Origin of the sequence: Leptolyngbya sp. KIOST-1 (assembly GCF_000763385.1) — a bacterium.
In the GTDB taxonomy this organism is placed as follows: Bacteria; Cyanobacteriota; Cyanobacteriia; order Phormidesmidales; family Phormidesmidaceae; genus Nodosilinea.
The window spans coordinates 2,765,953-2,790,742 of sequence record NZ_JQFA01000002.1; the positions used below are offsets into that span (position 1 = coordinate 2,765,953).

Annotated in this window: 19 protein-coding genes; 12 read left to right on the forward strand and 7 right to left on the reverse strand. The window is 60.7% G+C overall.

The annotated features are described in order from the left end of the window. Window positions 1–21: 21 nt before the first annotated feature. From NF78_RS12335 to NF78_RS12360, 6 genes are all read left to right on the forward strand, one after another. On the forward strand, window positions 22–1,305 hold the full coding sequence (locus NF78_RS12335) for a hypothetical protein (RefSeq protein WP_035986737.1): 1,284 nt from the start codon (window positions 22–24) through the stop codon (window positions 1,303–1,305). Between the two features lie 147 nt (window positions 1,306–1,452). Beyond that, on the forward strand, window positions 1,453–1,569 hold the full coding sequence (locus NF78_RS12340; RefSeq protein WP_035986739.1) for a photosystem II reaction center protein I: 117 nt from the start codon (window positions 1,453–1,455) through the stop codon (window positions 1,567–1,569). Window positions 1,570–1,854: 285 nt separating this feature from the next. Continuing rightward, entirely contained in the window at window positions 1,855–4,059 is a 2,205-nt protein-coding gene (locus NF78_RS12345; RefSeq protein ID WP_052050263.1) for a DUF3769 domain-containing protein, read from the forward strand. A 127-nt stretch (window positions 4,060–4,186) separates the two neighbouring features. Further along, complete coding sequence (locus NF78_RS28220; protein WP_052050266.1) at window positions 4,187–4,993, forward strand: hypothetical protein; 807 nt, start codon at window positions 4,187–4,189, stop codon at window positions 4,991–4,993. A gap of 79 nt (window positions 4,994–5,072) precedes the next feature. After that, window positions 5,073–6,014, forward strand: coding sequence for a glycosyltransferase family 2 protein (locus NF78_RS12355; protein WP_035986740.1), 942 nt, complete (start codon window positions 5,073–5,075; stop codon window positions 6,012–6,014). A gap of 300 nt (window positions 6,015–6,314) precedes the next feature. Beyond that, a complete protein-coding gene (locus tag NF78_RS12360; RefSeq protein ID WP_035986742.1) occupies window positions 6,315–6,626 on the forward strand; it encodes a hypothetical protein in 312 nt (103 codons plus the stop codon). Between the two features lie 62 nt (window positions 6,627–6,688). Here the strand turns inward: NF78_RS12360 and purU are convergent, their stop codons facing one another. The 5 genes from purU to NF78_RS12385 all read right to left on the reverse strand — a co-directional run bounded on the left by purU (window position 6,689) and on the right by NF78_RS12385 (window position 13,197). Then, window positions 6,689–7,543 (reverse strand): formyltetrahydrofolate deformylase, encoded by an 855-nt coding sequence (purU, locus tag NF78_RS12365; RefSeq protein WP_035986744.1) that lies wholly within the window; start codon window positions 7,541–7,543, stop codon window positions 6,689–6,691. A 143-nt stretch (window positions 7,544–7,686) separates the two neighbouring features. Further along, window positions 7,687–8,397 (reverse strand): DUF4340 domain-containing protein, encoded by a 711-nt coding sequence (locus tag NF78_RS28225; protein ID WP_052050269.1) that lies wholly within the window; start codon window positions 8,395–8,397, stop codon window positions 7,687–7,689. Between the two features lie 129 nt (window positions 8,398–8,526). Next, window positions 8,527–9,945, reverse strand: coding sequence for an NAD(P)(+) transhydrogenase (Re/Si-specific) subunit beta (locus NF78_RS12375; protein ID WP_035986746.1), 1,419 nt, complete (start codon window positions 9,943–9,945; stop codon window positions 8,527–8,529). Window positions 9,946–10,077: 132 nt separating this feature from the next. Next, window positions 10,078–11,691 (reverse strand): Re/Si-specific NAD(P)(+) transhydrogenase subunit alpha, encoded by a 1,614-nt coding sequence (gene pntA / locus NF78_RS12380; RefSeq protein WP_035986749.1) that lies wholly within the window; start codon window positions 11,689–11,691, stop codon window positions 10,078–10,080. A 738-nt stretch (window positions 11,692–12,429) separates the two neighbouring features. Beyond that, window positions 12,430–13,197, reverse strand: coding sequence for an HAD family hydrolase (locus NF78_RS12385; protein WP_035986751.1), 768 nt, complete (start codon window positions 13,195–13,197; stop codon window positions 12,430–12,432). 154 nt (window positions 13,198–13,351) lie between these two features. Between NF78_RS12385 and NF78_RS12390 the strand changes: the two genes are divergently transcribed. The 3 genes from NF78_RS12390 to NF78_RS12400 all read left to right on the forward strand — a co-directional run bounded on the left by NF78_RS12390 (window position 13,352) and on the right by NF78_RS12400 (window position 16,598). Beyond that, window positions 13,352–15,013, forward strand: a complete 1,662-nt coding sequence (locus tag NF78_RS12390) for a D-Ala-D-Ala carboxypeptidase family metallohydrolase (protein ID WP_035986753.1) — start codon at window positions 13,352–13,354, stop codon at window positions 15,011–15,013. Between the two features lie 313 nt (window positions 15,014–15,326). Next, a complete protein-coding gene (gene prmC / locus NF78_RS12395) occupies window positions 15,327–16,241 on the forward strand; it encodes a peptide chain release factor N(5)-glutamine methyltransferase (protein ID WP_035986755.1) in 915 nt (304 codons plus the stop codon). Between the two features lie 84 nt (window positions 16,242–16,325). After that, a complete protein-coding gene (locus NF78_RS12400; RefSeq protein WP_035986757.1) occupies window positions 16,326–16,598 on the forward strand; it encodes an acylphosphatase in 273 nt (90 codons plus the stop codon). On the opposite strand, the gene NF78_RS12405 is transcribed toward NF78_RS12400, so the two are convergent. Then, window positions 16,595–17,980 (reverse strand): hypothetical protein, encoded by a 1,386-nt coding sequence (locus tag NF78_RS12405; RefSeq protein WP_035986760.1) that lies wholly within the window; start codon window positions 17,978–17,980, stop codon window positions 16,595–16,597. The two genes, NF78_RS12400 and NF78_RS12405, sit on opposite strands and share 4 nt — an antisense overlap. A gap of 610 nt (window positions 17,981–18,590) precedes the next feature. Between NF78_RS12405 and gltX the strand changes: the two genes are divergently transcribed. From gltX to NF78_RS12425, 3 genes are all read left to right on the forward strand, one after another. Further along, a complete protein-coding gene (gltX, locus tag NF78_RS12415; RefSeq protein WP_035986765.1) occupies window positions 18,591–20,030 on the forward strand; it encodes a glutamate--tRNA ligase in 1,440 nt (479 codons plus the stop codon). A 447-nt stretch (window positions 20,031–20,477) separates the two neighbouring features. Continuing rightward, a complete protein-coding gene (gene ftsH2, locus NF78_RS12420) occupies window positions 20,478–22,364 on the forward strand; it encodes an ATP-dependent zinc metalloprotease FtsH2 (protein WP_035986767.1) in 1,887 nt (628 codons plus the stop codon). A 72-nt stretch (window positions 22,365–22,436) separates the two neighbouring features. Next, window positions 22,437–23,522: a glycosyl transferase gene (locus NF78_RS12425; protein WP_035986770.1), complete on the forward strand. Its 1,086-nt coding sequence runs from the start codon at window positions 22,437–22,439 to the stop codon at window positions 23,520–23,522. A gap of 334 nt (window positions 23,523–23,856) precedes the next feature. On the opposite strand, the gene NF78_RS12430 is transcribed toward NF78_RS12425, so the two are convergent. Next, window positions 23,857–24,720 carry an SDH family Clp fold serine proteinase gene (locus NF78_RS12430; RefSeq protein WP_035986773.1) on the reverse strand — a complete coding sequence of 288 codons (864 nt, stop codon included), beginning with the start codon at window positions 24,718–24,720 and terminating at the stop codon, window positions 23,857–23,859. Between the last annotated feature and the right edge of the window lie 70 nt (window positions 24,721–24,790).

The following is a 24,790-nucleotide window of genomic DNA, read 5'->3' on the forward strand; positions in this document are numbered from 1 at the left end:
GGCAGAAGTGCAGGCAGAGTTATGGCCACTTCGTCCCGCCCATTCCAAAGCCAGACTGTCGCTCGCCTGGTTGCAGGCTATCGGCAGGCCACCCACGGGGCTGAACGGTGGCTGCGGTGGGGGCGCACGGCGGCGGTGTGGGGGCTGCAGGTGGCCCTGTACCCCCTCTACCTGGGCATACAGGGGATCCGATTGGGCCATCGCCGACTGCGGGCGGCACGGCCCTGGCAGCCGCTGTGGGCCAAACTCGGCGGCACACAAACCCTAGAACTGGTAGAGGCAGACACCCCAATTCGGGCGCTGCTCTCCATCCTTCAGCCGCCAGTCGCCCAGCCCCCAAGCGATACTCCCAAGGGGCTGAGTCTGGTCAACCGATACGGTCAGTGGCTCCGGCAGTCGCGGGCTGGGGCGGTGCTGACCCCAGAGCGGTGGCACCTGATCCCGTTTCAAGCCCCCATTCGCGGAATTGCCACCGATTTGACAACGCGACAGGTGGTGCTGGTCACCGTCGATAACGACATTTTTACGGGCCTGAACAACGATCAACAGCAGCGGTTGCAGAGGGCTATGGTCCTCATGCTGGCGGAGTACAGTCGCCTCCGCCGTCGCCATACCCTGGACCACACGCTGCAACAGCCCTGGCTACCCCTACCCAAATCCAACGCCGCGACTCTGCCGCCCCTGCGCTGGCTGCCATCGGCCCTGCGCTGGCTGCAAACTAGCCCCCTGGCTGCCGCCACCAGCCTGTTTGGCGAAGTTCAACAGACTCAGGCGGTTCCGGAACGAACACTCGTTCCCAGTCAGGTTTTGAACGCTAGGCAAATTTACCGCCTCGGGAGCGCTACAACGTCCCCTCTCATAGCTGAGGCGAAGAGAATAGAGCTCAGGGCTAACTGGGGCTACAGGCCGCCTCAATTCAACGGCAAACTCGCAATTAAGCGCCTTGCCGCCACCCTGCCGGAGGCTGAGTCTAGCGCCCTGACCGTGGCTCCTGCTCGGGCAGTGGCACAGCACCTGTCATCCCCATTGGGCATGGCTGAGGTGCAGGGGGGGCGGCAGACGGCGCTGCGAACAGCTATCGCCCCAGGGAGCATCACCGCTGTAGCAGAGCATTCCACCGCCCTAGATATATCCGCTACAGTCCAGCACCAGCTTTTTCCAGCCAACGCTATAGAAGCCCATATCACCCAGGTCGATTACATCGACGCGCCGCTGGTAGCTGTGCTGCGCGGTTTAGATTGGGTGCTCTACGTGATTGAAACTTGGCTGCGCGGCGTGTGGGCCTGGCTGCAAAAGCAGTGGTAATCTTCGGGGCCTTTAGACAGGCGAACGTTTGACGATATGATAGTTCAAGCTTAGTCCTGCACCGGGGCCGTTTCCAATATATGGAACGCTGATGCTGTTTGGGGCAGGTCTGGGGCCTACTCTGCTAGCGGTTTGGAGACCTAACTCATGCTGACCCTCAAGATTGTGGTTTACCTCGTGGTCACCTTTTTTGTGGCCCTGTTTGTGTTTGGCTTTTTGAGCGGTGACCCCTCCCGCAACCCCGGTCGGCAAGATTTGGACTAGGGTTTACCTCGCAGGCGGGGGGTGCCTGCCCCGGCTAGCCCTACTCGAGCCAGGTCCAGGCCTCGGTCTCTGAGGCAGGTCAGTGGAGGCTACCCCCCGGAACTTTAACTTGCTCTCTGGGTCTGTAAGTTGGCAACTGTTGATTGGCAATAGCCAGATGTTGCCTTCAGCCCTCCATAGGCACCTGGTTCACGCTGGTATCAGCTCATGCTGACATCGATGGTTAACCAATGCCTAGTTAAGCCCGCATGCCGGGCTTTGTTTTTGCTTTGGTAACACCAGCCCATGCCTCTGCCGATCCTTCTGCCCTCTGTGCCTCCGCCCCCGCAGCTGGCTGAAGTGGTGTTGGTGTCAGCTCCAAGCCAAACGATTCAGCCTGCAGAACCTGGATCAGCATCGATTGAACCTCTGTCCCCAGGGGCGATCGCCTCGACGCAGGCCCTACCCCCCGCTCCCAGCTACTTCACCCAGGCCGAACTGCTGCGGCCCCAGGCCCAGGCTGTGCCGGGTGAAACCGCACCGCTCAATCCAGAACCCGCCGCTCCAGCGCCTCCGGGCTCCCTGGCTCCTGCTCCGGAGTCGCCCACAGACGATCCAGACGTTCCACCCACCCCTGGCCCCGCAGCCGAGCCACCGCCACCTGCGCTCCCGGAAGAGACTGCCAGTGAGATTCTGCTGCGGGCTGACCGACAGGTCTTTGAACCCATTCGGCAAATTGTTACCGCCAGCGGCGGTGTCCTGGTACAGTTTGGCACCGGTCAGCTGGCCGCCGATCGCCTGTGGGCCAACCTGGCCAACCGACACCTGCGGGCCGAGGGCAATGTCTTTTTCAACCGCAACAACCAGATCATTGAAGGCGAAACGGTTACCTACAACCTGCTGCAGGGGGCAGGCGAAATTACTGAAAGTCGCGGAGAGCTACAGCTATCGACGTTAGAGGATGACTTTTCGACGCTACCCCCCAGACCCGTTGCCGGAGTACCCCTCGACTACCGTCTTCGCACCCAACCCTCCATCTCCCAGGTCACCAGCCCTGGCGGTGTTGCCCTGGCCACCAGCGCTGCCAATGGGCTGCTCAACGGCGAGGAGGGTTCCATTGAGCGCCTGCGGTTTGAAGCTGACCGGGTTTCCTTTGATGCCGACGGCTGGTACGCCGAGGGGGTTCGCCTCACCAACGATCCCTTTTCACCGCCCGACCTGGAGTTTAGGGCCACCACCGCCAGGCTGACTCCCCTCGACGAAAATCAGGAAGAGCTGGTATTTGAAAATCCGCGTCTGGTGTTCAACCAGGGGCTGAGCATTCCTCTATTTAGAAATCGCCTTCTGTTGACCCAGGGACAGCTGCCGGCCGATGCCTTGAACCCTCTGCCTGCCAGCATCGGTATCGATGGGCGCGATCGCGACGGTCTCTTTTTTGAAGCCCCGTTGCCCATCGGTAACCTTGGTCCCCTCAACGTCACAATCGCCCCTCAGTTTCTCGTCTCCCGCTGGCTGGGCAGCTCCAATTACAACATCGCCGATCCGGCCAACTTTGGCCTGGTCGCCAGTGTCAACGGTTCGCTTGGGCCTCGCACGGTGGCTTCCGGCAGCTTCAATCTGGCGGGCTTCGATTTCGACAACCTAAGCGATCGCCTGCGGGCTAGTTTTCGAACTCAGCGGCTGGTGGGCACCCATCGGCTCAACCTGGAGTACAGCTACCGCGATCGCCTCTTCAACGGCTCCCTGGGTTTTCAGGACGTACAAAACAGCCTGGGCCTGCTGCTCGAATCCCCCAATATTGCCCTGGGCGACACCGGCCTCAACCTCACCTATCAGGTGTCTGGGCAGTACGTCACCGCCAACACCGATCGCCCCGATCTGCTCAACCCTGGGGTACCTGTCGGACTCACCAACCTGTTTCGGTTTCAGGGTTCCGCCGACCTCAGCCGCAGCTTCCTACTGTGGCAGGGACAGCCCCTGCCCGCCACGCAAACCGAGGGGCTGCGCTATTCACCTCGTCCCCTGATACCCAACCTGGTCTTGAGCGTTGGGCTGCGCGGCGTCGCCACCTACTACACCAGCAACGACCTGCAGGAGTCCATTGAGGGCAGAGTTGGGATCGGCGGTCAGTTCGGTCGTCTGCAGCGCAACACCTTCGACTACACCCAGTTCAACATTGGCTTTAGCCGCAGCGTACTGGGCGGCGACACGTCTCCCTTCCTTTTCGATCGCTCCGTCGACCAAAGGGTTTTGAGTGGGGGCATTCTCCAACAGATCTATGGTCCCTTTCTGGCCGGCTTTCAAACTGCCATCAACCTCGATACCGGCCGCACTGTCGATTCCAACTTGATCTTTGAGTATCGGCGCCGAGCCTACGGCCTGCTCTTTACCTATAGCCCCACCCAGGAGACAGGCTTTGTCGGATTTCGCCTCAGCGGTTTTAACTGGGTTGGCCGCACGGCCCCCTTCGATGCCGACCCCGACACCCCCAGCGATGTTGTCGTACAGTAGCGGCTGTCAACGGTAATAAACCTTACGATGCTAGTCGTTGCCATAGCTTATGGTTAAGCTAAAAGATGACACTTTGCCCAAAACTGCAGCACTGTGGCCGATGGGGGTTAACGCGTAGGCATCCACCATGACTCAACCCAGCAATCTTGCCGATATTGAGGCTGTCCACCAACTGCTGACCAGCTACAGCTTTGATGCCGACAGCCTTGGGGCCAAGTCCTATTCCACCAAAGCCCTGATCGTCGACTGGCTGAATGAGTTTGGCCCTGTTTGGGTCAGTCACGCCATTACCGAGGCCCTCTACCAGGGGCGCTACAAGCTGATTTCTATCGACCAAATCCTTAGGCTCTGGCAGCGGCGAGGTCAGCCCATTCGCCACTTTAACCGCGAGTTCGAGTCCATTATTCTGGGCCAGACGCTGCTGTTCTCCACCACCTATGGCGACGGAGCCGCCTCGGCCACCACCCGCCGAGCTGGGCGACCAACCTCACCGAAGGCAGCCCCACTCCAACCCCCCACCCTTGACCAACCTGAGCCCGTCCCTGCCCCCGTTGACCTGGTGGCGGCACCGGAACAGTGGCTCGATCCTGGGGAGCCCCCCACGACCATCTCCCCGGCTGGTGCCGACGCAGCCGAGCAGAACGCTGACAGCCCAGACACCAGCGACCCTGACCGCAGTAACCTGACAGCCTCTGCGACGTCAGCCACGCCCCCGGAGCTTGAACCCCACCCCTTGACCAGCGAGACTGTCGCTGAACCGGCCCCTCATCCCACCGCTAACCCCCAAGTCGTTGCCGATTTTCGGCCTGTGGCCCTCGACGAGGGTTCCTCTGGAGCACAGGTTGAGGTCATTCAGCCCTTTGTCCCCCGCCGGGATGCTTCAGAGCTGCACGAGCGTTTGCGGGCCGTAGTGCAGGGGGGAATGCGGGAGTAGCGCCTTTTGCAGCATCCTGCTGAGCCCTGGGAAACCTTAGACGTAGCCAAAGAATGCGCTAGCTAAGGAGCAAAGGGCGATGAAATTTAGCCTGGTCATTACTACCTACAATCGGCTGGAGCTGCTGAAGCGGGCGATCGCCTGCGGACTCAACCAAACCGTTCCCTGCGAAGTCGTGGTAGCTGACGATGCCTCCACGGACGGCACCGAGGCGTACGTGCGAAGTTTAGGCGATCGCGTCGTCTACCACCGCAACGCCCAGAACCTGAACCACGCCGCCACGGTGAACCACGGGGTGGCCGCCGCCAGCGGCGACTGGGTCAAGTTTCTCGACGACGACGACTATTTGGCCCCCGACTGCATTGAGAAAATGACGGCGGCGATCGCCCAGCATCCCCAGGCCGTGCTCTGCTCCTGCCAGGCCATCCAGGTGGACGAGCACGGTAGCGAAATTCGCCGCACCCCCGCCACTGGCCCCGGCCAGGTGTTCTACATTCCCCAGAGCGCCATCCACTACGGCATGCTGATGGACCAGGTGCCCTTTGGCACCCCGGCCCAGGTGGCCTGCCGCCGCGACGCCTTTTTGCAGGCGGGCGGCTGGGATACAACGGTGATAATGAACTACGACGATATCAATGCTTGGGTGAGGCTGGCTGACTTTGGCGATGCCATCTTTATCAATGACTGTCTGGCCTACCGCATGGTCTGGGATGGCGGCTACGACCAAAAAATGTCGCTCAGCCGTCGGATGGCGCTCAACTTGACCATCAAAGAGCGCATCTACGGGCGCGTGGATGAGGGGTACCGCGATCGCATCCCAACCCTGGCCGCCATCGATCGGTACCTGCACCTGCACTGGGGGCTGGTAGCCCTGCGGCAGCGCCAGTTCGGCACCGGGCTATCTCTCCTCGCCCCAGGCCTGCTGTCACCCCAGGCCTGGCGGCTGCTGACCCAGGCCCGCCAACTGCGCTCTGCCCTGGCAGTCGATAGCTTAGTTCCGCGCACGGTCTTGGTGCCCTAGAGCGTCGGTACAGAATTTGTTTTGCAGCGAGATCGGGGCACGCGAGCCACAACTGCCGTGCTAAGCCCAAGCTGCTACTGGGGCCATGTCGCTGGCCCCAGACCCCCGTCGACCAGGGGCGTTCCGCCGCCCTGGACCCGACGGAAAGGAAGGATCGATCATCGGTTTAAACCTCTGTTCTGCCAAGAAACCGGTAGGACTCTGTAGACCCTGCGGGGGCAAATTCGAGATCGCAGCCATACTGAGCCGGTGCTCTAGAGAGTTAGATATGATAGAAGCACCCGCGCGTAGGATCAGGTGATGCAGGCCAGTGACTCGTCAGAGGGATTTCAGCAGCAGGTCCTGTCGGAGCTGCGGCAAATTAACCAGCGGCTTGACCGGGTAGAAACTGACATCGGCAATGTCAAGGCCGATCTTGGCCGGGTAGAAGTCGATGTTGAAAAGCTCAATTTCAAGTTTGACACTTACCAGAATGCCTCGGATCAGGTGATGCGGCTGGCCACCACCATTGTGATTGCCGCCGCCTCGGTGGTGATTCTGTCGCCGGTTTTGCAGGCGATTACCCCGGCCATCAGCGCTCTGGTTACCGGGGTAGCGGCGGGGAACAGCTGATACGGTTTTGGACTTTGGATTGGTGATTTTAGATTAGTGATTTTACCCGTGGGAATCCTGCATCAGGCGAAGACCACGGTGCGGTTGCCGTAGACCAGGGTGCGGTTTTGCAGGTGCAGGCGCACGGCGCGGGCCAGCACAATGCGCTCGACATCTTTGCCTTTGCGAATTAGCTCCTTTACATCGTCGCGGTGGCTGATGCGCACCACATCCTGCTCGATGATTGGGCCTTCGTCCAGGTCAGAGGTGACGTAGTGGGCGGTGGCCCCAATGATCTTCACCCCCCGCTGGAAGGCGCGGTGGTAGGGGTTGGCGCCCATGAAGGCGGGCAAAAACGAGTGGTGAATGTTGATGACGCGATCGTACTGCTCCAAAAAATTGGGGCTGAGCACCTGCATGTACTTGGCCAGCACCACCAGGTCGATGTTGTACTTCTCTAATAACTCAAGCTGCTTTTGCTCCTGCTCGGGCTTGGTGTCCTTGGTGATGGGCAGGTGCTCAAAGGCGATGCCAAACTGATCGGCAATCGGCTTGAGGTGGGGGTGGTTGCTGACAATCAGCGGAATTTCGGCCTTGAACTCCCCCGCCTTGTGCCGCCAGAGCAGGTCGAGCAGGCAGTGGTCTTGATGGCTAACCCAGATCGACAGCCGGGGCACCGCGTCGGAAAAGTGAAGCTGCCAGGTGGCCCCCAGGGGTTGCGCGATCGCCCCAAAGGCTGCTCCAATGATCTCCCTGGGCAGGTTAAACCCCTCCAGCTCCCACTCCAACCGCGACAAAAACAGCCCCGCCTCTGGGTCGCGGTGCTGGTCGGCGTGGAGAATGTTGCCGCCGTTGGCGTAGATAAAGTTGGCAATTTTGGCCACCAGCCCCTTCTGATCGGGGCAGGAGAACAGCAGAATGGCGGTGGGAGAGGCCATGGGGGAGTGGATGGGTGGGAGGGTGGATGGGTGGATAGGCAGGTAGGGTGGGCACTGCCCACCAACTCCTCTGCGCTACTCAACCATTGAATGAGGACAGCACAAACAGACGAATTGGCCTAGATTAGCACCCCTGATTGAGATCAATTGGTGGTTTCTGCGTCGTTTTCTGTGGCCTCTGGAGCAGCGGGGGTGGCGGGAGAATCGTTCGGTTCGGCTGCATCCTCTGGAGTTTGGCTACCGTTGGGAATGGCCGCATCCTCTTCCCCAGCTTCAGCATCCGGCGTCTCGACGGGCATTAGCCACTCTTCTAGAGGGCGGTTGATGCCGTTGGCCACGTCGCGGGTGACGACGAGTACTGAATATTCTGTTCCTTCCTGTGGGGGCCAGGGATCGGGGTCAATGACAGCGTAGTTGGCGTTGCCGCTGAAGTCAGGACCACCCAAAACCAGTTCGTGCTCGGTACCGTCGTTGAGGGTGACGGTGACGATGCCGACTGGGGCGTTAAAACCAAAGTCGGTGGCCTGGTCCGCTGTCATGGTCACGGTTTGCAGCGGCGAGTCGGTGTTGAGGCGGCTGAGCAGGAAAGCCACCGCCCCCGGTTCGGCCACCGCGTTTTCAGGGGCTGTCATCTGCCAGTTGCCGTCGTCGTCCTGCTCAAACACCAGGGTTTCGTCGCCGCGATCGACGGTGAGAGTAGCGACGTCGGCTTCTTCAAAGGTGAGGATGGGACCGGTGGCAGTTTGGGTGGTGGCGGTGGGAAACTGCGATCGCTGCGACTCGGCAATCAGCACCCCCGCCCCCAGCAAAAAGGCAGCCCCAACCAGAATCAATGTACTGCGCTGAAATTTCATAGCCCTCAAACCGCGACGCTCAGAATCAGCGAAATCGTGATGTGCTGATCCATCCTACGACCTGAGGGGCAGATTGTAGTGTTAGTCATCGAATGCGCTCAGCGAGGCCGAGCGCAGCCTGACAACGGCTTAAGCGGCGGATAGAGCCGGGGCGGGTGCGTTTGTGGCCGAGAGCTGGGCCAAAATGCCGTTGACGTTGGCTTTGGCGTCACCAAACAGCATCAGCGTGTTGTCGTTGAAGAAGAGGGGGTTTTCAACCCCGGCGTAGCCCGACGACAGGCTGCGCTTGAGCACAACTACGGTACCCGCCTCCCACACTTCCATCACCGGCATGCCGGCGATCGCGCTGCTGGGGTCGTATTTGGCGCTGGGGTTCACCGTGTCGTTGGCCCCAATCACCAGCACCAGGTCGGTGTGGGGAAAGTCGTCGTTGATTTCGTCCATCTCCAGCACAATGTCGTAGGGCACGTTGGCCTCAGCCAGCAGCACGTTCATGTGGCCGGGCATGCGTCCCGCCACGGGGTGAATGCCAAAGCGCACCTGCTTACCCTGGTTACGCAGCAGGCGAGTGATTTCAGCGACGGCGTGCTGGGCCTGGGCCACGGCCATCCCGTAGCCGGGCACAATGACTACGCTCTGGGCGTTGGCCAGCAGGTCGTTCACCTCACTGGTGCTGGTGCTGGTGGCGCTGCCCTGAAGGGCGGTTTTGCTGGTGCCGCTGGCGGTTTCACCAAAGCCCCCCAGCACCACATTCAAAAAGGAACGATTCATGCCTTTGCACATGATGTAGCTGAGAATGGCCCCGCTGCTGCCCACCAGTGCCCCGGTAATGATCAGCAGGTCGTTGTTGAGCATGAAGCCCGCCGCCGCCGAGGCTAGACCGGAATAGCTATTCAGCAGGGAGATCACTACGGCCATATCGGCCCCGCCGATCGCCATCACGATCACAATGCCAAAGATGCCTGCGATCGCCGTCATCGCCCCCAGCGCCAGCAAAGGACTGCTGCCCGTGGCAGTGAGGAAGGGCGCTCCGAGAACGGCGATCGCCCCCAGCATTCCCAGCGTGATCACGTGACGAGCGGGCAGCAGCACCGCCCGGCTGGGCACCCAGCCCCGCAGCTTGGCCACCGCAATCATCGACCCGGTAAAGGTGACGATGCCGATAAACACCCCCACGTAGATTTCCACTCGGTGAACGATCACATCCCCGCCGCTCAGGGCGGTGCTGGGCTGGAGATACTCGGCAAAGCCCACCAGCACGGCGGCTAAGCCCACAAAGCTATTGAGCAGAGCCACCATCTCAGGCATGTCGGTCATGGCTACGCGGGAGGCGGCCAGCACCCCCACCAGCACCCCCAGGCCAATGGAGCCAAGTTGAATTGGGTAGCCCTGGCTGATGGCGGCAGTGGCGGCAAAGGCGATCGCCATTCCAAGAATGCCCAGCAAGTTTCCTCGTTTGGCGGTTTCAGGCTGCGACAGCCCCGCCAGACTGAGAATAAACAGGGCGCTGGCGACGATGTAGGCGGTGGTTACGAGGTTATTTTCCATATCTGGGGAAATGAGGGGACGGAGGGGTGGGGAAGATGGGGGGATGGGGAATAGGGAAGATGAGGGGATGGGGAAGATGGGGGGATGGGGAGGTTGTCGTTACTTCCTTACCTTCCTCACTCCTCACCATCTCTACTTGTGAAACATGTTCAGCATCCGCTGGGAGACCATGAAGCCCCCTGCGATGTTGACGGTGCCGAGGAAGAGGGCGATCGCCCCCAGGATTGTGATCGGTGAGGCAATGTTGCCTGAGATCTGGAGCATGCCGCCGATGATGATGATGCCGCTAATGGCATTGGTGACGCTCATCAGGGGGGTATGGAGGCTGGGGGATACATCCCAGATCACCTTCCAGCCCAAAAAGCTGGCCAACACAAAGACGGTCAGGTGGGTCATAAACGAGGCTGGAGCCCAGAGGCCGATGGCGACGCAGGCCAGACCGATGAGCACGGGCCACAGCAGCTGGGTGTACCAGGGTTTGGACGTCGGGGCCGAGGCTTCGCCAGCCGGAGCGGCAGTTGGGGTGCTGGGGGCCGGGGCTGGGGCCTCGACCTTGGGCGGCGGCCAGGTCACCTGCCCGTTGTGAATCACGGTGGTGGCGCGAATCACCTGGTCGTCCATATCAACGTCGAACGCCTTGGCGCCGCCCAGGTCACTGAGCAAGTGCACCAGGTTGTTGCCATAGAGCTGGCTGGCCTGGGCGGCCATCCGGCTGGGCAGATCGGTGAGGCCGATGATGGTGACGCCATTGTGGCTGCTAATTTCGCCGGGCTGAGTGACTTCGCAGTTGCCCCCCTGCTCAGCGGCCAGGTCCACCACCACCGAGCCGGGTTTCATGCTCTCGACCATCTCCTGGGTGATCAGCAGGGGGGCAGGTTTGCCGGGGATCAGTGCCGTGGTGATGATGATATCCACGTCCCTGGCCTGCTGAGCGAACAAGGCCATCTCAGCGGCAATGAAGGCGGGGCTCATCACCTTGGCGTAGCCGCCTTCGCCGCTGCCGTCTTCATCGAAGTGCAGCTCCAAAAACTCGGCCCCGAGACTCTGCACCTGCTCTTTGACCACCAGGCGAGTGTCAAAGGCTTTGACGATCGCCCCCAGGCTCTTGGCCGCGCCGATCGCCGCCAGCCCCGCCACCCCTACCCCAATCACCATCACCTTGGCGGGGGGCATTTTGCCCGCAGCGGTAATCTGGCCGGTGAAGCAGCGGCCAAAGTGGCTGGCGGCCTCGATCACCGCCCGGTAACCGCCGATGTTGGCCATAGAGCTGAGGGCGTCAAGCTTTTGGGCGCGGGAGATGCGGGGCACCGAATCCATCGCCAGCACCGTGCCGCCCCGGTCGGCCAACTGCTCTAGCAGTTCAGGGTTTTGGGCCGGCCAGATGAAGCTAATCAGGGTTTGTTCAGGCCGCAGCAGGGTGGCCTCGTGGCGATCGAGGGTGGGGTGGTGCTGGGGCGATCGCACCTTGAGCACCACATCAGCCGTCTCCCACAGGCTGGCAGCATCCGTGACGATGGTGCAGCCAGCGGCTTCGTAGGCGCTATCAGTAAAGCTGGCCCCGGCCCCGGCCTGGGTTTCGACCAGCACCTCAAAGCCCAGCTTTTGAAGTTTTTTGGCGGTCTCCGGGGTGGCGGCTACCCGCTGTTCACCAGCAAAAATTTCCTTAGGAATACCAATCTTGAGGGCCGTCGGGATGGCATCTGCCACAGGGGCCACGGAGTTTTCTTGGGGAGCAGCAATGGTCATGGGTGATGATTAAAAGAAGTGGTCTTAAACAGCGGAAATCCAGCGGAATCAGGCGCGAGAACCGGGCGAATTGACTACTGAAGCATTTACCAAAACGTTTGAGGGGCAAGCATCACGCACCGCGTGGCTAACGGACCGTTCCCCCAACCCTACAACCTGCGGTTAAGCCCTGTGTTTAAACACCCTGTGATTAAACACTTTGTGATTAATCACTTAGCAGCGGTACGGGTAACTGTTAGGGGCTCTAAAAACCAAAGTTTTGGAAACCCAAAATTTGAAACTCTGAGTTCAACCCGACGGGACTGAACGCCGCCCTGGAGCCTACTCATAATGCTTAATTTGACTCAACTTGCCGACCTTGGCCCTGGCTAACTGATTATTACCATCCTCGCTAGCGAGCTGAACAGCTGAGATATCCAGATTGTTTTTTGATTTCAACGAAACTCAACCGGGGGATCGCAATAGAGTTTTTCAGAATGGACAAAGGGGAGCGGTGGGGACGACGGCGCAGCGTTGAAGCAGATCCGCAAGGGCCAGTTTCGACGCTAAACTGCGAAGTCCTGGCTCAAACTCTGACAGACTACCCAACGAGCGCTTTCTGGCATGTTAAGGGTGATGCCAAAGCAGAGGGGGCAAATTTTAAGAATGTTTTATAAGTTTTGCTCCCCCTCCCAGGCGAGTGTCAACGATAAAAAACAAAATATTCTTTTGTAAAGACGCAGCCTCGCGATCTTGCGCTCAATCGTTTGTCGTCAAAGCGTTGACCAACTCCAAAAATCCCTCCACTTCCTCGGCGTGGGCGATGTAAGCGGGGTGATAGGTGAGGTGCTGCCAGTAGTCTTTTACGTTGGCGACCCCCACGGACTGGGGAAAAACGCTGGGATCAAACAGGCTCACGTCGTTGGGGCTGTCGCCCAGGGTGATGACTTCGCTTGAGGCAATGGGTGCAAAGTACCGCTGCAATACCTTGAGCAGCCCGGTGGCCTTGGACTGGCCCAGTTTGAACAGGTGGCACTGCACCGTACTGTAGGTAAAACCCCAGCCCAGGGCCTGGCACAGCTTGGCCATGGCCTCCAGATCGGCGGTTGAAAACCCCTGGAGATCAAAGGTCCAGTCGGTGAGCCGGAAACGGTTGTCATCGGATTCTTGCAGCTGGGGCCAGCGCCAGCGGAGTTGCTGAAAAGCCTCACTGAGCTGCTGGCGATGGACCACCAGGTCAGGAATATCGACCAGCAGTTCTGGAGACCCATGGGGGGGAAAGTACACCCCACCGTTTTCGGCCATGGCTCCGGTAACGGGCAGGTAGTGGGCCAGACCGTTGACCCACCCCGCCGATCGGCCGGTGACCAGCAGGGTGGGAATGCCTGCCCCCTGGAGCTGCTCTAGCCCGGTGAGCAGAGCGGCGGTAAACTTGCCCTGGTGCGTCAGGGTGCCATCCACGTCGGTAGCCAGCAGCTTGACGGCCTGGGAAAACCCATGGCTGGGTAATGGTTGAACTTCGCCCATCGGGTCTACACTTTGTGGTTACGGTGAGTGGTGACTGTGAACAGGGTGGTTGTCCTGAGCATGCCGCTGTGACCAGGGCCGTGCGATCGCTGCGATCCGCACCCTGGTAACGCGAACGCCAGCCCCTACTACCAGCCAATTCTGACTTTCTGTTATGAGCACGTTAGCACCGGATCAGCGCAACTACTACTATCTTTTGGAAGGCGCGCGGGCGGGGGTGCACAAGCCCCTGCTGGCGGCGCTCTACGCGGTGCAAAATCAGCCCCAGCTGGCCGATGGCGAAACCGGTCTGGGGATTGCGCCCATCCACCAGATTGAGATGGCCGAGGTCGACAGCTTTGCGGCCCAGGTCCAGTACGGGGCCAACACCCTTCGCAGCCTCACCAACAGCCTGGTGGAGCAGGGCTGGAGCGGAGCCGACATTTGGGATGCCAGCGTGGACCGCTACAGCGATCGCTTTTTGCAGGCCGTGGCCAAGGGATTTACCCCCGCCCTTGGCGATACCGGAGCCGCCCAGCTGGAGCCCAGCGACCCGGCGGCCCTGCTCCAGGCCTATTTAGAAGACATCAGCACCGACTACAGCGGGGCTCAACTGCCTCAAAACCTGGCCAAGCTAGACCCGGCCCTGCTGGCCTTCGCCGAGCGCCTGCCGCCCAGCTACAGCCGGCTCGACTTTCAGCGCCAGGCCCTGGTGGAGGCCGTGCGCCTGTGGCGACAGCTCGATACCGCCGAGGCCGCCTACGACGCCCTGGGCGTGCCCGCGATCGATCAGGTGCCCGATGAAGCGGCCCTGGACAACGCCCTGGTCGCCTTTGTACAGTCGGCGGTGCGCTACTACTCGGGCTACCCCAACCAGCGGGAGGCCCTGATTCGCCTGGTGCAGATCTGGCGGCAGATGGATACCCGCGAAGAGGCGATCGCCTGGCTGCTCACCAACGATCCCTTTGCCCACGAAACCAACCTGGAGATTGTCGATCCAGCCCTGATCGCCTTTGTGCAAAAAATTCCGGACCTCTACAGCGGCCAGGGCGACTGGCGCTTTGCCCTGACCGAGGGCTACCGCCGCTGGTTTGGCCTCGACTCGCGCAGCACCGCCATTCAGCGGCTGGGGATCGACCCCGACGACCTGGCTCAAAATCCCGAAAACCAGGCCGCTCTGGTGGCGGTGGCCCGCACCCTGGACCGCGCCCTGATCGATTTTGCCAACCGCATTCCCACCGCCTACACCCCGACGGAGCAGCAGCGGGAGGCCCTGATTCGCCTGGTGCAGATCTGGCGGCGACTGGAGGGCCGCATCCCCACCATTCAGTCGCTGTTTGAGGATGTGCGGCGGCTGGAACGAGCCGCCCCCGCCGTCCCCGAAGCCATGCCCGCCCCCATCCCGGCCCCGGCCCCACCCCGACCGGCCCGCTGGACCCCCACCAACCTCCAGCTCGATGCCAGCATTGTGCCCAACGGCAACTTTACCTGGGCCGAGGCCACCCGAGGCGGCTCCCGCCTGCCCCCTAACCAGGCTACCGTCGATGCCATCGTGCGAATTGCCACCCTGGCCCAGCAGGCCCGCGATCGCATTGGTCGGCCCTTTCTGGTCACCAGCTGGTACCGCCCAGCGGAGATCAACCGCCGCGTTGGCGGAGCCTCCCAGAGCCGTCACATCGTCGGCGACGCGATCGACTTTTACTGCGTTGGCCTCACCGGCAACCAGGTCTACTGGGCCCTCGACCCCTGGTGGCCCGGCGGTCTGGGCCGCTATAGCCAGTTCCCAGCCCTGGTGCATATTGATGCGCGGGGGGTGAAGGCGAGGTGGAGGCATTAGGGTGGATGGGTAGGCGGGTGGATGGGTGGGTGGGTGCGGAGTGGTTTTCCGACGGTGAGGGGGTGAGGAAGGTGAGGGGGTGAGGGGTCTTTGTTGCCTGTAGACACGTTTGCAGAACAGAGGTTTAAACCGATGATCGATTACCCCTTTCCGTTGGGTCCAGGGCGGCAAAGCTTTTGTTGGCACTCCTTTGGAGTGACGGTCCCTGGTCGAGGGGGTCTGGGGGCGATCGAAAAGCCCCCAGCGGCAGGCCTGGCTTGCAACCTCAATCTCCGCACCTCACAGCCCACGCCCCTACCAATCGATCAGAGCTATGACAGACGATCGCTCAATCACCGGCCATGACCTCTGGACTTGGCGAGAAACGGCTCGCCAAGCCGCAAAGGCGGCGGGAGTCGAGGCACGGGAAGTTGACTGGCTGCTGATGGCAGTAGCCGATGTAGACGGGCTGGCGCTAAAACTCGGCACCGTACAGACGCGATCGCAGATCACCCTACGCTATCCCCTCGCCGAGCTAGAGCAGCGCTGGCAGCAGCGGCTGACCCAGCGGGTGCCGGTGCAGTACCTAGTTGGTGAAACCCCCTGGCGCGACCTCACCCTGGCCGTCTCCCCAGCGGTACTGATCCCCCGGCCCGAGACCGAACTAATTATTGACCTGGCGGCGGCAGCGATCGCCAATAGCCCGATGGGGGATCAGCTCGCCGCAGGGGTTTGGGTGGACATGGGTACCGGCAGCGGGGCGATCGCCCTGGGGCTAGCCCAAACCTTTTCTGCCGCCACCATTCTGGCCGTCGATTTCAGCGCCGAGGCCCTGGCGCTGGCCCAGCAAAACGCCGCCGCCACCGGCTTAAGCCACCGCATCACCTTCTGCCACGGATCCTGGTTTGAGCCGCTGGCGGCCTACCGGGGTCAGCTCAGCGCCCTGGTCTCCAACCCGCCCTACATTCCCTCGGCGCTACTGCCCAGCCTCGATCCAGAGGTGGTCAACCACGAACCCGCCGCCGCCCTGGACGGCGGGGACGACGGCCTGACGGCCCTGCGCCTGCTGGTTGCCCAGGCCCCCGACTACCTGGTAGCAGGGGGGCTGTGGCTGGTCGAAACCATGGCAGGCCAGGGCGAGGCGGTGAAGTCAATGCTGGAGGCCCAGGGCCACTACCGCGACATTCAGGTATGGCTCGATCTGGCTGGGCGCGATCGCTTTGTGCAGGCTACCTGGTTCCCCGATTAGACTGGTTTCCCGATTAGACTGGGCAGGGGAGGTGGTGCCCATCAACCCAAGGCATTCTCCCATCAACCTACCCAGCAGAAGCCAATGGAACAGGTTCGAGCCATCGTGTCCGGAGTCGTGCAGGGCGTTGGATTTCGCTACCACACCTGCCAAACAGCCCAACGGTTGGGCGTGAAAGGGTTTGTGCGCAACCGGCCCGATGGCACCGTTGAGATTGTGGCCGTGGGTACCAGCGAGCAGCTCAACTCCCTGCTAGATTGGGCCAGCCGGGGACCCGCAGGGGCTCAAGTGACCCAGGTAGAGGCTGAACCCTACCCTGGAGCAGCTCATTTTAATGGGTTCACCATTGAGCGCTAGGGCGTGTTATCCCTGGCGCCGCCGCGCTGGAACCGCCAGAACCGCTGCCACCAGTCAGCCGGCTCATCCTTGGGGCCGTCGTGCTCCGTGGGGCGTTGGCCTCTGGCCGGTCCTTGACCATCGCTAGGGCCATCCACCACCAGGCTGCCCACGTAGTCGGCATCGGCATAGACGCGATCGATCTGCTGGCGAATCTCGGCTATGTCGGCCTCCGAGACCACGCCATTGCTGGTGGCTTTGTAAAACTGCACCGTGACCCGGATCGGGTAATCGGGGTCGCGCTCAATGGCGAGGTTGTCAATTTCGGTGAATGGACCTTCCACAGCGCCGTGGCCAATCACGGCCGCCTCCACATCGCTGGGGGCACGACTCATCTCCATAGCCGGGGAAGGGGCCAGGGGCGCAATGCCGTCAAAGGACTGCTGCATCGGGGTCCGCTGCTTGAGCGGCACCTGAATCAGCAGCACCATGTTCAGGCCCTCGGTATGATCCTCAATCACGTCACTGCCCGGGCGCAGGCTGTTGGGATCGCCGGGCTGGGCTACCTGAAAATCGCTCAGGCGCTGGCCCGTAAAGCTGGCCCGTTCGCCGTTTTTGTTGAAGAATAACCGCTGTCCCCAGGTATGCCCCGCTTCAAACCCGTCCCGCTGGTTATCGATCACCGTTATGCTGGTGCCCTCGCGGGTGGCGAGAATAGTCAGCACCGCCGGGTCGCCGGGTCGCGACTGATAGTTAAACAGCACCGGATTGAAGGTAGCCAGTCCCGATTGGGGAATGGGCAAAAAGCAGGCCTGAGCACTGACCAGGACGTGACTGTCGCGCCGGGGGGCCAGCAAAGACTGTCGCCGCCCCGCCCAGGAGTCTGGATTGTGCAGGTAGCGGCGCAAATCGCCCAGCACCTCAGCCAGGGGTACCCGGCGCAGGCCTTCGGCCTTTTCATTGCCCACCTGCACAAAGAATTTGTCGAGGGGAATATCGGCGCTGATGTCCTCAAAGTTGGGGTGACGAATCACCGGCATCAGGTGAAGCTGGTAGCGCCCGGTGCCTGGGTCCTGCTGCTGTACCTGAATAGTCATGTCGCTGATGTTTGGCCCCACCGCCGACCCGTAAAAGCGCCCGGTATCTTCCCAGGTGACATTCAGCACGTTGAGATTGAAGGACTCGGCCAACCGACGAGCGATAGGGTCGGAGACCATTGCCTGGGTGCGTTCGATCACCTGGCGATCGCGGTTGTACTGCTGACGCTGCACAATAGGCGGCACCGGCGACAACTCAGGGATAGTTAGCTCTGCGGCCCGCAGGCTGGTAGGGATAAGCGCCAGTGGGATGGCGCTGCCCAGGGCGATCGCACCCAGGGGCAAGCAAAATCTCAGTCTGCACATCGTCCTCAGGCTCCTCCCAAATCTATGCCTCTAACCTACGGGCAAGATAGGCTGTGGCCAGGATGGTTACGAAAACTGAAACTCTCTCACCCCCAAATTGCTTTCCATCGGTCGAGCTATCGGACCTTCAAGGATTGCTACCAGCAAACAGTCCTGGCTAACCGGCGAGACACTTTCCCCAATTTGGTCAGCTACGGAGGGTTCGCAGAGCTGTTGCCCCGGAGCTTGATGGCCTTAGTGAACTTTCTGAATATCGGTTGTTTCGGCAGGGGAAAACGGCCGTGGTGCATCCCAGTTATGTCACCCTTACCCTAAGTCCCTCTCCCTCAGGGAGAGGGACTTTGAAATTCGGCTCCCCTTCTCCCTGGGGAGAAGGGGTTGGGGGATGAGGGCAGCAACCTTGCAAAAGTGAGATGCACCCAACGGCCTTTTGTCCCCACTTTTGTCCCCACTTTTGTCCCCACGAGAGTCGCGGTTTTTTTGATTCATAACCTGATTCATACCTGCATTCAGCAACGCCGATTTTGGTGCGTCGATGCCCAAGGCCGTCGCCCCACCCCCTAAAATAAGAGACTGTCCAGAAACAGTTGTCGAGAGTGCAGGAATCCCCATGACCGTTCGCGTTCGCCTTGCTCCCAGCCCCACCGGGAATCTGCACATTGGGACCGCCCGCACGGGGGTCTTTAACTGGCTGTTCGCCCGCCACGAGGGGGGCCAATTCATCCTTCGCATCGAAGACACCGACGAAGAGCGCTCCAAGCCAGAATTCACCGAAAGCATTCTCTCCGGCCTCAAGTGGTTGGGGCTCGATTGGGATGAGGGGCCATCGTTTCAGTCCCAGCGACTCGACCTCTACCGCCAGGCCATCCAGACCCTGCTGGATCAGGGCCTGGCCTACCGCGCCTATGACACCCCCGACGAACTCGAGGCCATGCGCGAAGCCCAAAAGGCCAAAAACCAGGCGCCCCGCTACGACAACCGCCATCGCGACCTCACCCTCGACCAGCAGGCCGCCTTTGAGGCCGAGGGTCGTCCCGCCGTCATTCGCTTTAAAATTGACGACAGCCGCACCATCACCTGGAACGACATGGTGCGCGGCCCCGTCACCTGGCAGGCCAGCGACCTGGGCGGCGACATGGTCGTGGCCCGCGCCTCCTCGGCAACCACCATCGGTCAACCCCTCTACAACCTGGCCGTCGTTGTCGATGACATCGATATGGCGATCAGCCACGTCATTCGCGGCGAAGACCACATCGCCAACACCGCCAAGCAAATTTTGCTTTACGAAGCCCTGGGAGCGGCGGTGCCCGAGTTTGCCCACACGCCGCTGATTCTCAACCAGAGCGGCCAAAAGCTCTCCAAGCGCGATGGCGTCACCTCCATCGGCGATTTCCAAAAAATGGGCTTTGTCGCCCCCGCCCTGGCCAACTACATGACCCTGCTGGGCTGGTCCGCCCCCGACGCTGCCGAGCAGTTCACCCTCGAGGAAGCCGCCAAACAGTTCAGCTTCGATCGCGTCAACAAAGCCGGGGCCAAGTTCGACTGGGACAAGCTCGACTGGCTCAACAGCCAGTACCTCCACAACCTGGAAGCGGCGGAATTGCTGGCCCTAGCTCAGCCTTTTTTGGAGGCGGCAGGGCATCGTCTCAGCGATGCCGACCAGCTCTGGTTACTGCCGGTGATGGGCCTGCTCGGCCCCAGCCTTACCCGACTGACAGATGTGGTGGAGCAAAGCCGCTTTTTCGTCAGCGAAACGGTGCCCTTTACTGACGACGCCAGGGCCCAGGTGCAGCTTGACGGTGTGCCAGCGGTACTGGAAAGCATCGTGGCCGGGCTGACAGAGACATCTCCCCAAACCCTAGACGACCTGAAGGCTCTGGTAAACGAGGTGACCAAGGCCCAGGGAGTTAAGAAAGGGCTGGTAATGAAATCGCTGCGGGCGGCGCTGATGGGTGCCTTGCAGGGGCCAGACCTGATGGAATCGTGGCTGATTCTGCGGCAGCGCGGGTTTGATGTCGCCCGTTTGCAGACAGCCCTGGCCTTGGTTTAGGGCAGGGCATCAAGTGTGGTCAAAAGCTCGGTATATCAAGCTTTGCCACACCCGACCCAAACGACAGGCTAGGGGCTGTAACGCTTAATTTCTGGGCGTTTAGCAGCTAATTGATGTCAGCCCCTAGGGGGCTGTCAATTGGGGCTGAGGTACGAGGTTGATGGCTTCCCTGGGATCACAGCCTGGGGAGCTAGAACGCTTGCCCTCGGTAACCCGCTAAAGTAATTAATACGGAAGGTTTGCCCGAGGCCCGCCGCTTACGTTACATTAAGTAAAGATTTATCTCATAATTCCTTGCAAATTTATGGCTTTGCTCCTTAAACCCGGAAACATCTTGTTCCAGGCATCATGGATGTAGGGCCAGGCTTGGTCAATGTTTGTTTGCTGAAGATCTGTTAACAGAAGAGTTGTTAACACTGTGCACGTTAATCAATAGAGGCCATAGGTATGAAATTTTCGTGGCGAGTAGCCTTACTGTGGACCCTGCCGCTGCTGGTGATAGGGTTTTTCTTGTGGCAAGGAGCGTTTTCCTCGGCCCCCGCTGACATGGGGCTCAATGCGGCCAACACCCGCCTTACCTATGGTCGCTTTCTAGACTACCTGGACGCGGGCCGCGTGACGGCGGTAGATCTGTACGACGGTGGCCGCACCGCCATTGTCGAAGCCGTAGACCCCGACCTGGACAACCGGGTGATGCGCTGGCGGGTAGACCTGCCGGGCAACTCCCCTGACCTGGTTAGCCGTCTTCGCACCGCCAATATCAGCCTCGACTCCCACCCGCCGCGTAACGACGGAGCGCTGGTCGGAGCCTTGGGCAACCTGCTGTTTCCGCTGCTGTTGATTGGTGGACTGTTCTTTTTGTTCCGCCGCTCCAATGGTGGGATGGGTGGCCCTGGCCAGGCAATGAACTTTGGCAAGTCCAAGGCCCGCTTCATGATGGAGGCCAAGACCGGCGTCATGTTCGACGATGTGGCTGGCATTGACGAAGCCAAGGAAGAGCTGCAAGAGGTTGTCACCTTTTTGAAGAAGCCAGAGCGCTTTACCGCCATTGGTGCCCGCATTCCCAAGGGTGTGCTGCTGGTCGGTCCTCCCGGAACGGGTAAAACTCTGCTGGCCAAGGCGATCGCCGGTGAAGCAGGTGTGCCCTTCTTCAGCATCTCTGGCTCGGAGTTTGTGGAAATGTTTGTGGGTGTAGGGGCCTCCCGCGTCCGCGACCTGTTCAAAAAGGCCAAGGAAAACGCCCCCTGTATCATCTTTATCGATGAGATTGACGCGGTGGGTCGTCAGCGGGGTGCAGGCATTGGTGGTGGTAACGACGAGCGGGAGCAGACCCTCAACCAGCTGCTCACCGAGATGGATGGCTTTGAGGGCAACACCGGCATCATCATTATTGCTGCTACCAACCGGGTGGACGTGCTCGACTCGGCCCTGCTGCGTCCCGGCCGCTTCGATCGCCAGGTGATGGTCGATCCCCCCGACATCAAGGGTCGGATCGAAATTCTCGAAGTCCACGCCCGCAACAAAAAGCTCTCCGAGGATATTTCCCTCGAGGCGATCGCCCGCCGCACCCCCGGCTTTACTGGGGCTGACCTGGCCAACCTGCTGAATGAGGCCGCCATTCTCACCGCCCGCCGCCGCAAGGACGCCATGACTATGGCCGAAGTGGACGACGCCGTAGACCGCGTGATCGCGGGGATGGAGGGCACCCCCCTGGTGGACAGCAAGAGCAAGCGGCTGATTGCCTACCACGAAATCGGCCACGCCATCATTGGCACCCTGGTCAAAGACCACGACCCGGTGCAAAAGGTGACGCTGATTCCTCGCGGGCAGGCCCAGGGCCTCACCTGGTTTACCCCCAGCGAAGAGCAGATGCTGATCTCCCGCGCTCAAATCCTGGCCCGCATTACCGGTGCCCTGGGCGGACGCGCCGCTGAAGATGTCATTTTTGGCGACGCGGAAGTGACCACGGGGGCTGGCAACGACCTCCAGCAGGTGAGCAACATGGCCCGCCAGATGGTGACCCGGTTTGGCATGTCCGACCTGGGTCCATTGTCCCTGGAAAGCTCCCAGGGCGAAGTGTTCCTGGGCCGCGACTGGCTCTCGCGCTCGGAGTATTCCGAAGAGGTGTCGTCGCGCATTGATGGTCAGGTGCGCAGCATTGTCGATCACTGCTACGCCAACGCCAAGCGCATCATGGAGGAAAACCGCGCCCTGATCGATCGCTTAGTCGATCTGCTGGTGGAGCGCGAAACCATCGACGGCGATGAGTTCCGCCAGATCGTGTCGGAATACACCTCAGTGCCCGATAAGCAGCAGTTTGTACCCCAGCTGTAGGGTTTTGCCCTGACCGCAGCGAAGGCTCGTCTCCTCCCGAGGCGGGCCTTTTTAAGTTGAGAGAGGTCTGTGATGTCCCGTCCCACCCTGTACCTGTCTGTGACCAACCACGGTTTTGGCCACGCGACCCGATCGGCGGCCGTAGCAGCTGCGGTGAAGGCCCTGTGGCCCGAGGTGGATCTGGTGATGGCCACCACCGCCCCCCAGTGGCTGCTGGATGAGTACCTGGCGGTCGAATACGAGTATCGCCCGGTCGCCCTCGATATCGGTATTGTCCAACCCGACAGCTTGAGGATGGATTTGCCCGCCACCCTGGCCAAGCTGGAGGAAATTCAGGCTCAGCAGCAGACGACTGTGGCCGCCGAGGCCACCTATCTGAGGCAGCGCGGTGTGGATCTGGTACTGGCCGACATTCCGCCTCTGGCCACGGCGATCGCCCAGGCCGCCGATATCCCCTGCTGGATGATGAGCAACTTCGGCTGGGATTTCATTTACCGCCGCCTGGGCCCTGAGTTCGACACTGTTGCCGACTGGATTGGCGACTGCTTCCGCCAGTGCGATCGCCTGTTTCGGCTGCCCTTCCACGAGGCAATGGCCGCTTTCCCGGTGGTCGAAGACGTGGGTCTCCCTGGCGGTACGCCCCGCTACCGGCCAGAGGCGCTCAGCAGCCAGTGGAACCTCCAGGTCCCTCAAGGGCAGACGGTGCTGCTAACGTTTGGCGGGCTGGGCTTGCAGAGCATTCCCTACCACCACCTGGCTCGGTTCCCAGACTGGCAGTTTCTCACCTTTGACCACGGTGCGCCTGAGTTGCCCAACCTGTTTAAAGTGCCCCGGCAGGGGTTTCGCCCGGTGGATGTCATGCCCCTGTGTAGCCGGGTGGTGTCAAAACCGGGGTTTAGCACCTTTGCCGAGGCCTGCCGCCTGGAGGTGCCGATCATTACAATTACCCGCGATGACTTTGCCGAAGGCCCGGTGCTGGTCAACGGCCTGCAGAACCACAGCTGGCATCGGGTGTTGACCCCAGAGGAGTTTTTCCACGGCGAATGGGAGTTTATGACCCAGCCGCTGCACCCGCCCCGCACCACCGAGGCGATCGCCAAAGACGGCAACGAACAGATTGCGAACGCGATCGTGGATTATTTGGCCCGCGATACGTAGAACCGGCGTTGGTGAATTGAGTAATGAATCTGTAAACTAAACATCCTTTCATCGCCCCCTAAATCTCCCAATGCTGGGGGACTTTGAGATTTCGCCTCCCCCCAGAATTGATACCGCTGGCGAAATATGTCGCAATCCAATTTCCCGATGATGGCCCTCTAAATCCCCCCATCCGGGGGGACTTTGAAGCTCTTACTCCCCCAGAATTGGGGGTTGGGGGGCCTTCGCAAGCAACTTCCCCGCAAGTTTGTTAACGAATGTGGATTTCGCCATTGGTATCAGAATTGGGGGGCTGGGGGGGCGTTTCATACCTGCATTCAGCAACGCCATCACCTCAGCCCGCTCGCCCCTTACTCACCGGCAGCGACGGCGGATTTTGGTACGGCAGCGGAATGTACTGCACGGTGGGCCGTCCCATCATCGGCTGGGGGTAGAGATCCATCAAGCTGTAGATCTCGAGCGGTAGGCCCACCGTCACCGGCAGACCCATATCCGTGGCTTCTTCCACGGCGATCGGGTAGTCGTGGGTGACCTGGCCGGTGGTGAGGCGATCGATAATTTTGTCGATGTTGGCCGGGTCCACCTTTTGCTGGGGAACGGCATCCTCCAGCAGGGTGCGCACAAACCGCTGCACCTGGCTGATGGCTTTGCGGGCCAGGTCGGCGGTCACCAGGGTCTGGTCGTCGATTTTGTCGGGCGGCTTGTCTTCCAGCACCCTGAGAATGCTGGCGGCGGCCACATTGCCCAGCTGCGGATCCACTGGCCCCAGCACAGCATTTTCGTCCATGACAATCTCGTCGGCGGCCATCGCCAGCATGGTGCCACCGCTCATGGCGTAGTGGGGTACAAATACCGTCACTTTAGCGCTGTGGCGAATCAGCGCTCGGGCAATCTGCTCGGTGGCCAGCACCAGACCGCCAGGGGTGTGCAGGATCAGGTCGATGGGCACGTTAGCTGGGGTGAGGCGAATGGCCCGCAAGATTTGCTCAGAATCTTCGATATTGATAAATCGAGAGATGGGAATCCCCAGCAGACTGATCGACTCCTGGCGATGAATTAGCAAAATCACCCGACTGCCCCGCTGCTGTTCCAAACTGCGAATGGCGTTGATGCGTCGTGACTCCACCAGCCGCCGCTGAATAGCAGGCTGCAGGGAGGAGACAATTAGAAATATAAAAAACAGGCTGATGATGTTCATGGACTGGAGAATAGATACAACATCGTTGCCAACCTCCCGGCGTAGCCTTGGCCTGCCGCCTCAGGGCTAG